The sequence below is a fragment of the Mesorhizobium sp. LCM 4577 genome (assembly GCF_001854795.2).
GTDB lineage: Bacteria > Pseudomonadota > Alphaproteobacteria > Rhizobiales > Rhizobiaceae > Mesorhizobium > Mesorhizobium plurifarium.
Genome location: NZ_MDDU01000008.1, coordinates 110,300 through 124,381, shown reverse-complemented (window position 1 = coordinate 124,381; position 14,082 = coordinate 110,300). Strand labels below are relative to the sequence as shown.

The following is a 14,082-nucleotide window of genomic DNA, read 5'->3' as shown; positions in this document are numbered from 1 at the left end:
ATGATCCGCCTCCTCGTCTTCCTCGCCGTCGTCTTCGCGTTGGGGTTGGGCTTTGCCTGGCTGGCCGACCGCCCGGGTGACATGCTCGTCACCTTCAACGGCTACCAGTACCAGGTCACGCTGATGGTGGCGGCAGTGGCGATCGTCGCCGTGGTTGCTGCGGTGATGATCGTCTGGTGGCTGATCAAGTCGCTGTGGAACAGCCCCTACACGATCTCGCGCTATTTTCGCGTTCGCCGCCGCGACCGCGGCTATCAGGCGCTGTCGACCGGGATGATCGCCGCCGGCGCCGGCGACGGCGCGCTGGCGCGCAAGAAGACCAAGGAGGCCGCCAAGCTGATCAGCTCCGACCGGGAGCCGCTGATCAACCTGCTCGACGCGCAGGCCTCGCTGCTCGAGGGCGACCATGAGGGCGCGCGCGAGAAATTCGAGCGCATGCTCGACGATCCGGAGATGCGGTTGCTCGGCCTGCGCGGGCTTTATCTGGAGGCCGAGCGCCTTGGCGACCGCAACGCCGCCCGCCACTATGCCGGACGCGCGGCGGCGGTTGCGCCGCAGCTTGCCTGGGCGGCGGAATCGACGCTCGAGGAGCTCACCGAACGCGGCGACTGGGACGGCGCGCTGAAGCTGGTCGAGGCGCAGAAATCGACAAGGCAGATCGAGCGCGACGCGGCCAACCGCCGCCGCGCCGTGTTGCTGACGGCCAAGGCGCAGGCGCTGGTCGACAGCGACCCGAACGCGGCCCGCACGGCGGCGCTCGAAGCCAACAAGCTGGCGCCCGATTTCGCGCCGGCGGCGGTGATCGCCGCCGATCTGGTTATCCGGCAAAACGACGTGCGCAAGGGCTCCAAGATCCTGGAGGCCGCCTGGAAGGCCGAGCCGCATCCCGATATCGCCGAGCTCTACACCCATGCCAGACCGGGCGATGCGGTGCTCGACCGCCTCAACCGAGCGAAGAAGCTGCAGGACTTGAAGAAGAACCACGCCGAATCGTCCATGGCCGTGGCGCGCGCGGCGCTCGACGCGCAGGATTTCGCCACCGCGCGGCGCGAGGCGGAGGCGGCAATCCGCATGGATCGCCGCGAGGGCGCCTATCTTCTGCTCGCCGATATCGAGGAAGCCGAGACCGGCGACCAGGGCAAGGTGCGGCAGCTGCTGTCCAAAGCCGTGCGCGCGCCGCGCGATCCCGCCTGGGTGGCGGACGGCGTCATCTCCGAGCGCTGGGCGCCGGTATCGCCGATCACCGGCAAGCTCGACGCTTTCACCTGGCGCGCGCCGATGGAGCGGCTCGGCCAGCTGATCGACAGCGACGCGGATGTCGCGGTGCCGGCGATCACCGCTGCGCCGCCTGTCCAGCCTGTCGCCGAGAAGGCGATCGACATCGTCGCCGATGCTGCGGCCGAGAAGACGGCGCCGGTACCCGCGAATGGCGGCGAGAAGGACACGGCCGTCGTGGAAGCCGGCGGCGAGGCCGAAACCGCCGGGCGCGGCCCGGAGCTGCCGCCTCTGCCGGACGATCCGGGTGTCGCGCCGGAAGAAGAAGCGGAAAAATCGCCGCGCCGGTTTCGTTTGTTTTGAGGTCCGGCGTGGCGGACAAGAAAGATTTGGCGGGCAGGGAAAAATCATCGATGTTCGAGCGCGTATTGTCCTTCCTGAGGGATCTGCCGGCCGGCCGCGCGGCCAAGCCGAGCGCCGACGATCCGCGCGTCGCGGCCTCGGCGCTGCTCTACCATGTGATGAACGCCGACGGCGTGCGCCAGGACGTCGAATGGGAGCGGTTCAAGCAGATCCTGGCCGAGACCTATTCGGTGAGCGGCGCGGAGCTCGACGCGCTGGCCGCGGCCGGCGAGCGCGCCGACAACGAGGCGATCGACCTGTACGCTTTCACCAGCGTCTTGAAGCGCGATCTCGATGCCGAGGCGCGCAAGGCCTTCATCGGCCTGATGTGGGAGATCGTCTATGCCGACGGCGAGCTTGACGAGCTCGAGGACAACACCGTCTGGCGGGTCGCCGAGCTGATCGGCGTCGAGCGCCGCGACCGCATCGAGGCGCGCCAAAAGGCGGCGGCCCAGGCGCCTGGCGCCAAGGGCCAGTCGAGCGACGAATAACAGGATCCTTCGCCTTCCATGCCACCCAGACCGAGGCCGAGACCAAAAATCCTGATCGTGCTGCATCAGGAGACTTCGAGCCCCGGCCGCGTCGGCCATATGCTTCTGGAAGAAGGTTTCGACCTCGACATCCGCCGGCCGCCATTGGGCGACGAGCTACCCTGCACGCTCGACGATCATGCCGGCGCGGTTATCTTCGGCGGGCCGATGAGCGCCAATGACGAGGACGAGTTCGTCCGCCGCGAGACCGATTGGCTGGAAATCCCGCTCAAGGAGAACCGGCCGTTCCTCGGCATCTGCCTCGGCGCGCAGATGCTCGCCAACCATCTCGGCGGCAAGGTCGAGGGCCATGGCGAAGGCCTGGTCGAGATCGGCTGGTATCCAATTGAAGCGACCGAGGCCGGCAAGAAGCTGCTGCACTGGCCGGAGATGGTCTACCAGTTCCACCGCGAAGGCTTTTCGCTGCCGAAGGAAGCGACGCTTTTGGCAACCGCGGAAACCTATCCCAACCAGGCGTTCCGCTACGGCGAGAACGCCTGGGGCATCCAGTTCCATGGCGAGCTGACACGCGTGATGATGCAGCGCTGGGTGGTGCGCGGCGCGCATCGCTTCGAATTGCCCGGCGCTCAGCCCGGCCGCGACCATCTCGGCGGCCGGCTGATCTGGGACATGCATTTGAAGCGCTGGCTGGGCGAGTTTCTGGGGCTGATTTTTGGTCGGCCGGCGGTGGGGTAGGCCAAAGCCCGATTGCTCTGGACGGCCGGGCTTGGCCCCACCTGGGCCTGCCCGCGCGCCTATCAGCTCGTTGCCTGCGAATCCCGGGCGGAAGGCAGGCTGGCCTTGAGGAAGCGGTGCCAGGCGCCGCCGAGGACCAACGCGGTTTCGGCTTGACCGAATCCGGCCGAGGAAAGGCCTTGCGACAGCTTCGGAAAATCGAGGTTCGATCTGAACCAGGACGGCTGCGGCGGGAAGCTCGCGGTCGCCTGGATCTCGCGGGTCCAGCGGCCTTCTCGCATCCAGCGCACGACGCTGTCGGGCTGGTCCTGGCATAGATCCGAGCCGATGCCGAGATGATCCGCCCCCATGATCCCGGCCGCTTCGGCAGCCATTTTCCCGAACTGCTCCAGCGTCGTGTCCGAGCCGTTCGGGAGGTGCAGCGGGTAGAGCGAAAGGCCGAGCAACCCCTCCTTTGCGCGCAATGCCTGCAAGATGGCCCTGGAGACATTGCGGTTGCTGTCGCGCAGCCAGCGCGGATTGGCGTGGCTGACGACCACCGGCCGCTGCGACAACGCGATCGTTTCCAGCGCGGTCCGCTCGCTGGCATGCGACAGGTCGATGATCATGCCGAGCCGGTTCATCTCGGCGATCGCCTCGCGCCCCATCCGCGTCACGCCGCTGTCCTCCTTCTCCATCCAGCCGCAGCCGAGCAGCGACTGGTTGTTGTAGGTGAGCTGCATGAAGCGGATGCCGAGATCGAACAGCATCTCGATCAGGCCGATGTCGTCCTCGATCGGCATTGGGTTCTGCAGGCCGAGCAGGATCGCCGTCCGGTTCGAGGCTCGCGCCCGCTCGATGTCGCCGGCATCGCGCGCCAGGAGGATCAGATCCTCATTGTCGCGAAAACGCGTGCGCCAATCGACGAGGTGGCGCACCGTCTCGCGGAAACCTTCGTGATAGCCGACCGTGGCGTGGACCGCGGTCAGGCCGCCCTGGCGCATCTCCTCGAAAATTTCGCGCGACCAGTTGCAATATTGCAGCCCGTCGATGAGCACTTGCGGCGCGCCGGTGGTCATTCGGGCGCGCCCGCGTGGATGTAGGATGTCTTGACTTGGGTGTAGAACTCGACCGCGGCGCGGCCCTGCTCGCGCGGGCCGTAGCTCGAGGCACGAACGCCGCCGAACGGCACGTGATAGTCGGTGCCGGCGGTCGCTAGGTTGACCATGACGCAGCCCGAGCGCGAGGCGTGGCGGAATTTCGTCGCGCGCGCCAGCGAGCGGGTGGCGATGCCGGCTGTCAGCCCGTAGGGCGTGTCGTTGGCCAGCATGATCGCCTCGTCGAGATCGTCGGCTTGAATGACACAGGTGATCGGCGCGAACATCTCCTCCTGGTTGATGCGCATGCGCGAGCGGCCGTTGAGGAACACGGCGGGCGCCATGTAGTGGCCGTTATGCGCGAGATCGAGCGCCTCGCCGCCGGCCGCAAGCTCGGCGCCTTCGCTGATGCCCAGCGTCACATAACCGAGATTGGCCGAGAGCTGTTCGGCGCTGACGACCGGCCCCATCTGGACGCCGGCCTCAAGCGCATGGCCGACCTTCAGCGCCCGGGTCTTCGCCAGCAGCTTCTCGACGAAGGCGTCATGGATCGGCCGGTGGACGATCAGGCGCGACGAGGCCGTGCATTTTTGTCCGGTGCCGCCGAAGGCGCCGTTCACGGCAAGGTCGGCGGCGCGGTCGAGGTCGGCGTCGTCCATCACCACGAACGGGTTCTTCGACCCCATTTCGAGCTGCAGCTTGACGAAGCGCGCGGCGGCGAGCGCGGCGATGCCGGAGCCGACGGCGCCGGAGCCGGTGAAGCTCAACCCTTGTATGTCGGCCTTGGCGGCAAGCTCGCGGCCGATCGTCGATCCCGATCCCATCACCAGGTTAAAGAGGCCTTTCGGGATCGCCTGCCGGCTGATGATCTCGGTCAATGCCCAGGCGCTGGCCGGGGTGAGGCTGGCCGGCTTCCAGATCACGGCATTGCCGAATGCCAGCGCCGGCGCGATCTTCCAGGACGCGGTGGCGACGGGGAAATTCCATGGCGATATGATCGCAACGACGCCGAGCGGCTCGCGCTCGATCAGCACATCGACGCCGGCCCTGACGGAGTCGGCCGAGCTGCCCAGATTACGCAGCGCCTCGGCGGCGAAATAAGTGAAGAACTGCCCGGCGCGATAGACCTCGCCGACACCTTCGGGAAGGGTCTTGCCCTCCTCGCGCGAGAGCAGTTCGCCAAGTTCCTTCGAACGCGCCATCAACTCGCGCCCGATGGCGTCGAGAACGGCAGCCCGCGCTTCCAGCCCCGCCGCCGCCCATTCCCGCTGCGCGCCTTGCGCCGCCGCCACGGCGTCATGGATGTCGGACAGCCGCGCCTGCGCGAAGCGTCCGACGATGTCGGTCACGTCGGATGGATTGATGTCCTCGACCCAGCCGGCGCCGTCGCGCCATTCGCCCGCAACGAAGTTCTGACCGTTCAGCATCGTGTTCGACCTGCATCAATTCGGTTGACAACGACCTAACCAATGCTGTGAACTTCAATCAAGCTCAATTTTTGGCACAAATGTTCAGGCAAGCTTAACATTGACCAAAACCATCAGCCTGACCGGCATGCGCAGCTTCGTCGCGGTCTGCGAGACCGGTGGCGTGCGCGCCGCCGCCGACCAGATCGGCCGCACGCCCTCGGCCGTGTCGATGACCCTGAAGCAATTGGAAGACGATATCGGCGCGCCGCTGTTCGAGAGCGAGCGCAAGGGCGCGCTTTCGCCGGTCGGCCGTATCGTGCTCGACGAGGCGCGCGCCATGATCGCGCATTACGACCGCGCCTGCCTGGCGATGACCAGCTATGCGGCGGACCGGCAAGGCCGCTGCGACGTGGCCAGCGTGCCTTCGGTCGCCGTGACCCTGCTGCCGCGCGCGATCGCTAAGCTTCGCGCCGAAGGCAGCCGGTTCGACATCCATGTCCGCGACAGCGATTCCAGCGCCATCGTCGAGGCGGTCGAAAACGGCATGGTGGAGGTGGGCCTGTGCGTGCTCGCCAGCAAGCGGCCGCAGCTCAGCTTCGAGCCGCTGTTCCACGAGCCGCTCGATTTCGTCTGCCCGGCCGATCATCCTTTGGCGAAGTCGAAACGTCCGTTGAGATGGGCTGAGCTCGATGGCGAGAGCTTCATCCGCAACGGCGCGGCCGCGGCGCTCGGGCTTGCCGAGACCGAGGCGCTTGCCGCCGGCTCGAAGCTCACCGCGACCAATGTGAGCTCCAATTTGGCGATGGTGGAGGCCGGGCTCGGCGTCACCATCCTGCCCCGGCTCTGCCGCTGGAAATCGAGCCACGACGTGCGCTTCGTTCCGCTTGCCGACCCGCGCTCGAGCCGCACCGTCGGCTGGATCGCCAAGGCGGGCCGCAACCTGCAGCCGGCGTCGCTGCGGTTCATCGAATGCATTCGCCAGCAAGCGCAAGCCGGCGAGAGAGAATTTGGCTATGCGGCGGCATGATTGGCGGATGATCGGATGACACGACTGACCCAAGCCCGAATCGAGACGCTGGCTTCGGCCGCCCTGCTTCGCCACGGCGCCAGCGAGCGCCAAGCCGGTGCGCTCGCCGCGGCCATCGCGGCGGCCGAACGCGACGGCCTGAAATCGCATGGCCTGATGTATCTGCCGACCTATTGCGAGCATCTGACCTGCGGCAAGGTGCTGGGGCAGGCCGAGCCGCGCCTGACGCAGCCGGCTCCGGCGGTCGTCGCCGTCGATGCCGCAAACGGCTTTGCCCATGCGGCCATCGCCCTCGGCCTGCCGGCGCTTATCGAGGCGGCGCGCTCGCAAGGCGTGGCGGCGCTTGCCATCCGCAATTCCTACAATTGCGGCGCGCTGGGCTATCACACCGAAAACATTGCGCGGAACGGGCTTGTCGGTCTGGGATTCACCAACGCGCCGGCCTCGATCGCGCCCTGGGGTGGCCGCAAGGCGGCGCTGGGCACCAATCCATGGTCGCTGGCGGTCCCGGACGGGCGAGGCGGTGCGCGCTTCGTCATCGACCAGAGCGCCAGCGTCGTCGCCAAGAGCGAGGTCATCAAGCGCGCCCGCGCCGGCGAGCCGATCCCTGCCGGCTGGGCCTTCGACGCAAGCGGCGAGACGACCACCGATGCCGGCGAAGCCTTGAAGGGCACGATGGCGCCGGCCGGCGGCTACAAGGGCGTCGGCTCGGCATTGCTGGTGGAGATCTTCGCCGCATGCCTGACCGGAGCCAATCCCGGGCTTGTCGCCAGCCCCTTCTCCGGCACCGCCGGTGGCCCGCCTGGAACCGGCCAGTTCTTCTTGGCGGTCTCGCCCGATACGACGTCGACCGGAGCGTTCGCGGGGAATCTGGAAACCGTTGCCGGCGCTTTTGCCGGCGAAGCAAGGCTGCCGGGCGTGAAGCGTTTTGGCGCGCGAGAGCGGAATGCAACCGAAGGCATCGAGGTGGCGGCGGAGACGCTCGCCACGCTCGAAAAGCTGGCCGGGACCGCCGCATGACGGCGATCGCGCTGCGCCCGCCGGAGGTCGTCATGCGGCTGCAGCGGCTTGGCGCCGCGCATCCGACGCGTCTCAGCTTCCTGCGCCAGCTGATCCGCCGCGCCACCAGGGAAAAATGGCGCGTGCGCAAGCACCTGTTCGACCTGGACGACAATGGGTTCGGGCGCGCGGTCTATGCGGTCGAGACGCCGGCAAGGACCTACAGCCTGGTCGCCTTCTCGACGCCGCTCGACGACGAGGAGCGCTCCGACCGGGTGATCGCGCAGGCCTGGGACACCAGCTACGTGCTTTACGACGGATTGCCGGACGCCGCCGAGATCGCGCGGCTGGAGGCAAATGCGCCGCTGCAGGAGGCGGGCCGCTACACCAATCGCGAGCTCGTGCTGGCGCGCGCCAACAAGAGCGTGCGGCTGTTCGAGGACGTGGTTTCGGCGCTGGCGCGGGGGCGGCAGCCGGACGAGGAGCAGCTGCTCGGCGTCGGCTATCTGCTGCGCACCACGGCCGTCTACGGCAACGGCAAGTTCGGCATCGCCGACCGCGACGAGATCGCCGGGCGCCCGGAACTTGCCGGATCCTTCCAGGCGGAGATGCTCACCGTCTGGCTGATCCGGTCCTTCACGCTCGACCTTGTCGATCACATCGCCTGTCGCCGCAACCCGGCCGGCGCGGCAAGGCTGGCGTCGGACTTGCGCCGGGCGCTCGGGGTCGGCAATGCGACGGGGCTCGGCATGGCGCCCTTCCTCGTGCGCCATCCGCTGTTGACGCATAGCTGGTTCCTGGCCCGTGAAACCGCGCTGGCGCGGGTGCGGGCAGAGCCGCATGCCGGCGCGGCGGAACGGATGATTTTTGCGCAAGCGCTCGCCGATTTGTCGCGACGCGTCGCCCGCTGGCACAGCGACGATGATCGCCAGGCCGCCGCGACCATGTCGCTGGCCGCCGATCTCGATGCGCTGACCGAAAACCTCGACCGGCTCCTGGCGAAACCCCGGCCCTGGGACGCGGTCTATCGCTTCGCGGAAGACAATTTTTCGCTGGAAGGGCAGGAAGCCTGCGTCTCGCTGATCCTCGAGCCGCATGGCGCGCTGGTCGACGAACTCGGCGACACGATGAAGGCCGACGAGACGCCTGGACATGCGATCGACGGCAGCGTCACCTGCGCTTCGCTTCGCCAGGCGCTTCTCGACGCCTATTCCTGGGCGGCTGATGTCGATTTCGCCGACCCGGCTGCCAGTGCGCGCTTCTGGTATGTATCGGCGGAGAAGCTCGAGCCCCGGCTCGGCGAGCGGTTCGAGGAGGACGGCGCCGAGCTCGAACAGCCTTTGGCCACCGCGCGCGATGCGCTCAGCCTGGCGGCCGCGCTGGCGCAGGAACCACAATCGGCCAGTGTCGCCGACTTCCTGCTGCGTCGGCCGGAATGGCGCCATGCGGTGCGGCGCGCCCAGATCGTCGCCAGGTTTCCCTACGCCGAGATCCACGACAATCTGATCGGCGCCGACTTGCGGCCCGTCGACATATTGCGCGCCAAGCTGGCGTTCTTCGGCGCGCGCAGTTTCGATCCGCGCTCCGACCGCTGGCTGCGGATCGCGCTGTTCAGCGGCGAGCCGCTGATCGAGGATGTCGCCGCCATGGCGACCGCAGGAGAGGCCGCGTGATCGAGCTCTCGCTCAACGAAGTGGAGACGCTGGGCGCCAAGGCGGCCCGGGGCGCCGGATTTTCATGGGGACTGGCCGAGGATATCGGTCGCGCGGCGCGCCGGATCGCGGTTGAGGACGACGATTGGGGCGTGGCCATGCTGAGCCTCGCCGAAAACGCGCAATCCCTCGACCCGCCTGATCCTGCCCGCGCGGCGCGCTGGCGAAAGGGCGAGCCCGACAGGCCTGCCGAAAGGCCGCTCTGTCCGATCCGAACAGCGGCCTTGCTGCTCGACGATCCGCTTCCGGCAAGCGCGCTGCCGCTGACAATCATCAATGTCGGCCTGCCAATGTGGCTCGACGCCATGCTGCGCCGCTCGGCCATGCGCGTGGCGCGGCCGGTCGGGCTGGTGGCGCGCGCCGATGTCGTCGTCGAACACCGCGCCGACATCGATCAGTCGGCCACGGGCCGGCGCGGCGCGATCGACGAGCGGACGCTTGCGGCGCTCAATTCCTTCGCCGCCAGAACCTATGTGCCGGAAAGCGAAAGGTCGCGCGTGCGCGGAGCCGGCGGCGGCCGGGTGGACGATGAATAACAAGGGGAGAACCAAATGAGCGCAGCCGACGGCCAGAAGATCGCCATGCGTGGAGCGGGCTATTACTCGGCCAACACGGTCGGCGCCAAATATGTCATCGACAAGGTCGGCGATCTCGTCGTCAAGGCCGTCGCCGGAATGCCCCGGCTGGCCGATGGCCAGCCTTTCGCCGTCGCCGATTTCGGCGCGGCCGACGGCGGCACCTCGATGGACATGATGCGGCGGCTGGTCGGCGCCGTTCGGGAGAGGGAACCGAACCGGGCGATATCGATCACCTATACCGACCTGCCGCACAACGATTTCTCGACCCTATTCCGGTTGAGCCAGGGACTGCTTGGCACCTCGACGGAGGTTCCGCTGGCCGAGACGCCCGGGCTCTACATTTTCGGCAGCGGCACCAGCTTCTACCGCCAGATCCTTCCCGACAATTCGCTATCGTTCGGCTTTTCCGCCACCGCGATGCACTGGATCAGCACGCGGCCCTGCATGATCGCCGACCATGTCCAGGCGGTCGGCGCGACCRAGGCCGAGCGCGCGCAGTTTCGCGCCCAGGGGCTGCGCGACTGGGAGACGATCCTGCTGGCCAGGGCCCGTGAGCTGAGGTCCGGCGGCCGGCTGGCGCTGGCCAATTTCTGCGTCGACGAGGAAGGCCGCTATCTCGGGCACACGACCGGGGTCGACATGTTCGACAGCTTCGCGCGCCATTGGCGCGATTTGCTTGCGGCGGGGCGGATCGGCGAGGCGGAATATGTCAACGCGACGTTCCAGCAGTTCTACAAGACGCCGGACGAGTTCGCGGCGCCCTTCCGCGATCCCGCTTCGCCGGTGTCGCGGTCAGGGCTGAGGCTCGAGAATATCTTCACCATGGTGACGCCATGCCCCTATGCCGAGGCCTTCCGGGTCCATGGCAACGCACAGGCCTTCGCCAAGGCCTATGTGCCGACGCTCCGCTCCTGGTCGGAAACCGTCTTTGCGAACGCGCTCGATCCCTCGCGTCCCTCCGGTGACCGTGCCGCAATCGTCGACAATCTCTACGGCGCCTACGAAGCCGATGTCGCGCGCGCCCCCGAAGGCCACCGGATGGACTACGTCCATTGCGTGACGGAGATCGTCAAAGAGTAGGGATACCGCCATCGCGAACTTCGCGCGGCTCAGTATCAGGTGCTTATCTGAAATCCCGGGTTAAAGGGTTTCAAGCCGCTGGTTCGGCAGTGAGCTCCTGGATTTTCCCGAGAAGATTTTTGACGAGCAGCTGGTAGGTGCGGGTGAGTTCGTCCGGCGACAGTTCAACTCTGATGTCGTACTTGCCGGAATAGTTCACCTGGAGATCGACGGTTCCGAACAGCGTCGTTGCGCCATCGCGAATGTCGGTCGCCACGATCATGTTCGCCAATGGCTGATCCAGCAGAATGACGCCTGGTTCTCCGGGATGATTGTGCGTTGTCGTGCGTATTTTCACAACGTAACCCTCCTGTCAGGTGAGAGCCCGCCTCGCTACATCAGCATCGGGCCCTGTCCAAAATAGAAGCCATCCCCTCGAAACGCGAGGAACAAAAATGGATGGTATCGGCGCGGCCACGAATCTGTGTTATGCGCCGCCCGATCAAGCGAAGGACGACACACGTGAACGAACTGACCGTGGCCGAGGCGACCGAAAATATCTATGCCTCACTCCGAGCGGACAATGCCGACCTCGATGCGCATATCGCGACGCTCAAGGCAGCGCTGGCACGGGAGGGGAAGAAACAGGCGGTGTTCGATCCGGCCAAGTTGGCGCAGAACAACCGCGCCGGCCGCAAGTTGATGCAGGCCTATTTTCGGCAGCGCGGCATCAGCGTGAGCTTTTCGGAGTAGATCGGCTCCCGACCTGCGCTTCCGCGCTCGTGCCGTCGCAGCTCAACTGCAATTCCATGTCTCTATGGGCCGATGCGTGCCGTCGGCCTGATCCGCCAGTCAATTGCGGCTGTTGAGATGCCGGACCTGCCGCAGCGCGGGGAACAGATATGCCCACAGGCCGGCGACGGCGACGGCGCCGATGCCGCCGATCACCACGGCGGGAACCGTGCCGATCAGCGCCGCCATGGTGCCGGCGCGGAATTCGCCGACCTCGTTGGAGGCGCCGACGAAGACCTGGTTGACGGCGTTGACGCGGCCGCGCACCTCGTCGGGCGTCCAGAGCTGGATCAGCGTCTCGCGGATATAGACGCTGAACATGTCGGTGGCGCCGAGCAGCGCGAGCGCCGCGATCGACAGCCAGGTGACGGTCGAGACGCCGAACAGCACGGTGAAGGCGCCGAACAGGGCGACGAAGCCCAGCATGATCTTGCCGGCGTGGTCGCGGATCGGGTGGCCGGCTAGCCAGACGGCGACGCAGATGGCGCCGATGCCCGGTGCCGAGCGCAGCAGGCCGAGACCCCAGGGGCCAAGCTCGAGGATGTCGCGCGCATAGACCGGCAGCAGCGCCGAGGCGCCGGACAGGAGCACGGCGAAGAGGTCGAGCGAGATCGCGCCGAGCACGATCTTCTCGCCCCAGATATAGCCGAAGCCGGCAAACAGCGTCTGCATCGTCGGCTTGTCGGTGGCCGTCTGCTGGGCGGGCTTGGGGATGGTGAAGACGAGCAGCGCCGCGACCAGCATCAGTATGGCGGCGGTGGCATAGGCGACTTCAGCCGAAACGCCGTAGAGCAGGCCGCCGGCGACCGGGCCGACGATGGTCGCGGTCTGCCAAGCCGAGGAGTTCCAGGCGATGGCGTTGGCGAAATCCTCCTGCGGCACCAGATTGGCGACCAGCGAGGACGATGCCGGTCCGTAGAAGGCGCGGGCGATACCGAATATGGCGAGCACGACGAAGATTGGCAGCGGGCTGCCAGGGCCGCGCAGCGTCAACACCAGGAGAGCGAGCGCGCAGCCGGCCTCGACGAGCGACGACAAAGTCATGATCAGGCGGCGGCCAAAACGGTCGGCGACGACGCCGGTGACCAGCACCAGGAGCAGCGAAGGCAGGAACTGGACGATGCCGACAATCCCGAGGTCGAAAGGATTGCGCGTCAGATCGTAGATCTGCCAGCCGACGGCGACCGACACGATCTGGGTGGCGAACGTCGTGAGGAAGCGCGCCGTCCAGTAGCTGAGATACGGTCGGTGCCGGAACGCGGCGTAGCGCTGGTCTGGTGACGTTGCTTCGACGGTCATGGTTCGAGGGCCCCGTTGCGACAACGGCCGGCGGGGCACTTCCACGGTGGGCGCTGGTCCGGCCGCAATCCTTTAGCCCAGTTCGCCAAGCCATGCGCGCAAAAAATCCGCGCCGGATCAAAGAAAATCGAATTTTTTGCCCGGATGGCGGCTCAGTCCCGCAACGCGGCGGATATGGCGTCGAGCCCGCCGCGCAATTCCGTTTCCGTCGGCCAGCCGAAACCAAGGCGGAAGAAGCGTTTCGGCATCTCGAACCAGTGGCCGGGACCGACATAGGTGCCGTGCTGCTCCAGCAGCCTCGCGTAGAATTTGTCGAGGTCGAAGCCGGCATCGACGTTGAGCCGCGGAAAGCCGACGACGCCACCCTGCGGCCGCACCCAGTCGACCAGTGTCTCGCCGTCGATCCAGGCTTGCACGATGTCGCGGCGCCTGGCCATGTCCGGCAGCAGCGAGGCCAGGAAGGCGTCACGGCGTTCGAGCGTGGCGCGGGCGATCGCCTCGTCGATGACGCTGCCGCAGATGCCGATCTGCTCCTTGGCGGCGAGGAAGGTTTCCTGCAGTTCCGGATCCCGGGTCACCAGCCAGCCGATGCGGATGCCCGGAATGCCGAAGGCCTTGGACAGCGAGCAGACGCTGATGGCGCTGGGGCTGAGCGACGCCGCCGCGGGCAATCGTGTCCCAAAGGAAAGGTCGCGATAGGTCTCGTCGACCAGCAGCCGGCATTTGCGGCTCTCGGCAAGCGCGACCAGCGCATCGAGATCGGCGCGTGCCATCATCGTGCCGGTCGGGTTGTGCGGGCAGGTTACGCTGATCAGCCTGGTGTTCGGACGGATCTCTGCCTTCACGCGCTCGATGTCGACGGCAAAGCCCTGGTCGAAGTCGACATCGACATAGGAGATGGCGCAGCCGATCGCCTTCGGCGTCTCGATGTTGGTGGCGTAATTCGGCCGCACGACGACGAGATGGTCGTTGGCCGACAGCAGCGACGTGGCGATGATGAACAACGCGCCTGCGGCACCCGCCGTCACCAGCACATCGTCCGGGGAAAGGCCTCTGTCTTGCCCGGCGATCAGCGCGCGCAACTCCCTGTCGCCGCGATGCTCGCCATAGAACAGGGTGAGGTCCGGAAGCGTCAGACCGATGTCGGAGAGCTTCTGGTCGGCGATCGAGCTTTCGGAGAGGTTGTAGCGGATGCGGTCGTAGCCGTATTCCTCCGGCGCTTCCTTCTCGATCACCATCCTGGCGTAGTTCATGGCCGGCTCCCCCATTGGAGCGCCTCGCCGTCTCG

The 14,082-nt window shown here is 66.8% G+C and carries 14 protein-coding genes; 9 read left to right on the top strand and 5 right to left on the bottom strand.

Annotated elements, in window-relative coordinates:
• From LCM4577_RS12880 to LCM4577_RS12870, 3 genes are read left to right on the top strand one after another with little or no spacing between them, the layout of a single operon-like run.
• Complete coding sequence (locus LCM4577_RS12880; protein ID WP_071034270.1) at positions 1 to 1,578, top strand: heme biosynthesis protein HemY; 1,578 nt, start codon at positions 1 to 3, stop codon at positions 1,576 to 1,578.
• 50 nt (positions 1,579 to 1,628) lie between these two features.
• Positions 1,629 to 2,108: a TerB family tellurite resistance protein gene (locus tag LCM4577_RS12875; protein WP_071071505.1), complete on the top strand. Its 480-nt coding sequence runs from the start codon at positions 1,629 to 1,631 to the stop codon at positions 2,106 to 2,108.
• An 18-nt stretch (positions 2,109 to 2,126) separates the two neighbouring features.
• Positions 2,127 to 2,843 carry a glutamine amidotransferase gene (locus LCM4577_RS12870; protein WP_071071503.1) on the top strand — a complete coding sequence of 239 codons (717 nt, stop codon included), beginning with the start codon at positions 2,127 to 2,129 and terminating at the stop codon, positions 2,841 to 2,843.
• Positions 2,844 to 2,905: 62 nt separating this feature from the next.
• Here the strand turns inward: LCM4577_RS12870 and LCM4577_RS12865 are convergent, their stop codons facing one another.
• On the bottom strand, positions 2,906 to 3,901 hold the full coding sequence (locus tag LCM4577_RS12865) for a membrane dipeptidase (RefSeq protein ID WP_071071501.1): 996 nt from the start codon (positions 3,899 to 3,901) through the stop codon (positions 2,906 to 2,908).
• Positions 3,898 to 5,346, bottom strand: coding sequence for an aldehyde dehydrogenase family protein (locus LCM4577_RS12860; RefSeq protein WP_071071499.1), 1,449 nt, complete (start codon positions 5,344 to 5,346; stop codon positions 3,898 to 3,900). Before LCM4577_RS12860 ends, LCM4577_RS12865 begins: the two co-directional genes overlap by 4 nt.
• Positions 5,347 to 5,446: 100 nt before the next feature.
• On the opposite strand from LCM4577_RS12860, the gene LCM4577_RS12855 reads away from it, so the two are divergent.
• From LCM4577_RS12855 to LCM4577_RS12835, 5 genes are read left to right on the top strand one after another with little or no spacing between them, the layout of a single operon-like run.
• Positions 5,447 to 6,355, top strand: coding sequence for a LysR family transcriptional regulator (locus LCM4577_RS12855; RefSeq protein ID WP_071034276.1), 909 nt, complete (start codon positions 5,447 to 5,449; stop codon positions 6,353 to 6,355).
• Between the two features lie 15 nt (positions 6,356 to 6,370).
• The gene (locus LCM4577_RS12850) at positions 6,371 to 7,375 is read left to right on the top strand and encodes an Ldh family oxidoreductase (protein WP_071034277.1); all 1,005 of its coding nucleotides are present in this window, start codon (positions 6,371 to 6,373) and stop codon (positions 7,373 to 7,375) included.
• Positions 7,372 to 9,027 (top strand): hypothetical protein, encoded by a 1,656-nt coding sequence (locus tag LCM4577_RS12845; RefSeq protein WP_116390044.1) that lies wholly within the window; start codon positions 7,372 to 7,374, stop codon positions 9,025 to 9,027. The genes LCM4577_RS12850 and LCM4577_RS12845 overlap by 4 nt, the downstream gene beginning before the upstream one ends.
• Positions 9,024 to 9,602, top strand: coding sequence for a DUF3726 domain-containing protein (locus LCM4577_RS12840; RefSeq protein ID WP_071031029.1), 579 nt, complete (start codon positions 9,024 to 9,026; stop codon positions 9,600 to 9,602). Before LCM4577_RS12845 ends, LCM4577_RS12840 begins: the two co-directional genes overlap by 4 nt.
• A gap of 15 nt (positions 9,603 to 9,617) precedes the next feature.
• Complete coding sequence (locus tag LCM4577_RS12835; protein WP_071071497.1) at positions 9,618 to 10,724, top strand: hypothetical protein; 1,107 nt, start codon at positions 9,618 to 9,620, stop codon at positions 10,722 to 10,724.
• 70 nt (positions 10,725 to 10,794) lie between these two features.
• On the opposite strand, the gene LCM4577_RS12830 is transcribed toward LCM4577_RS12835, so the two are convergent.
• On the bottom strand, positions 10,795 to 11,061 hold the full coding sequence (locus LCM4577_RS12830; RefSeq protein ID WP_131803272.1) for a hypothetical protein: 267 nt from the start codon (positions 11,059 to 11,061) through the stop codon (positions 10,795 to 10,797).
• A 131-nt stretch (positions 11,062 to 11,192) separates the two neighbouring features.
• Between LCM4577_RS12830 and LCM4577_RS12825 the strand changes: the two genes are divergently transcribed.
• Positions 11,193 to 11,456, top strand: a complete 264-nt coding sequence (locus LCM4577_RS12825; RefSeq protein ID WP_040991486.1) for a hypothetical protein — start codon at positions 11,193 to 11,195, stop codon at positions 11,454 to 11,456.
• A 99-nt stretch (positions 11,457 to 11,555) separates the two neighbouring features.
• Here the strand turns inward: LCM4577_RS12825 and LCM4577_RS12820 are convergent, their stop codons facing one another.
• On the bottom strand, positions 11,556 to 12,794 hold the full coding sequence (locus tag LCM4577_RS12820) for an MFS transporter (protein WP_071071493.1): 1,239 nt from the start codon (positions 12,792 to 12,794) through the stop codon (positions 11,556 to 11,558).
• Between the two features lie 152 nt (positions 12,795 to 12,946).
• Positions 12,947 to 14,047: an aminotransferase class I/II-fold pyridoxal phosphate-dependent enzyme gene (locus LCM4577_RS12815; RefSeq protein WP_071031124.1), complete on the bottom strand. Its 1,101-nt coding sequence runs from the start codon at positions 14,045 to 14,047 to the stop codon at positions 12,947 to 12,949.
• Positions 14,048 to 14,082 lie beyond the last annotated feature (35 nt).

Bases quoted from the DNA above. Each gene is read 5' to 3' on its own strand.
- LCM4577_RS12870 (WP_071071503.1), top strand. From the start codon at position 2,127: ATGCCACCCAGACCGAGGCCGAGACCAAAAATCCTGATCGTGCTGCAT.
- LCM4577_RS12860 (WP_071071499.1), bottom strand. From the start codon at position 5,346: ATGCTGAACGGTCAGAACTTCGTTGCGGGCGAATGGCGCGACGGCGCC.
- LCM4577_RS12850 (WP_071034277.1), top strand. From the start codon at position 6,371: ATGACACGACTGACCCAAGCCCGAATCGAGACGCTGGCTTCGGCCGCC.
- LCM4577_RS12820 (WP_071071493.1), bottom strand. From the start codon at position 12,794: ATGACCGTCGAAGCAACGTCACCAGACCAGCGCTACGCCGCGTTCCGG.
- LCM4577_RS12880 (WP_071034270.1), top strand. From the start codon at position 1: ATGATCCGCCTCCTCGTCTTCCTCGCCGTCGTCTTCGCGTTGGGGTTG.
- LCM4577_RS12845 (WP_116390044.1), top strand. From the start codon at position 7,372: ATGACGGCGATCGCGCTGCGCCCGCCGGAGGTCGTCATGCGGCTGCAG.
- LCM4577_RS12815 (WP_071031124.1), bottom strand. From the start codon at position 14,047: ATGAACTACGCCAGGATGGTGATCGAGAAGGAAGCGCCGGAGGAATAC.
- LCM4577_RS12825 (WP_040991486.1), top strand. From the start codon at position 11,193: ATGCGCCGCCCGATCAAGCGAAGGACGACACACGTGAACGAACTGACC.
- LCM4577_RS12865 (WP_071071501.1), bottom strand. From the start codon at position 3,901: ATGACCACCGGCGCGCCGCAAGTGCTCATCGACGGGCTGCAATATTGC.
- LCM4577_RS12875 (WP_071071505.1), top strand. From the start codon at position 1,629: ATGTTCGAGCGCGTATTGTCCTTCCTGAGGGATCTGCCGGCCGGCCGC.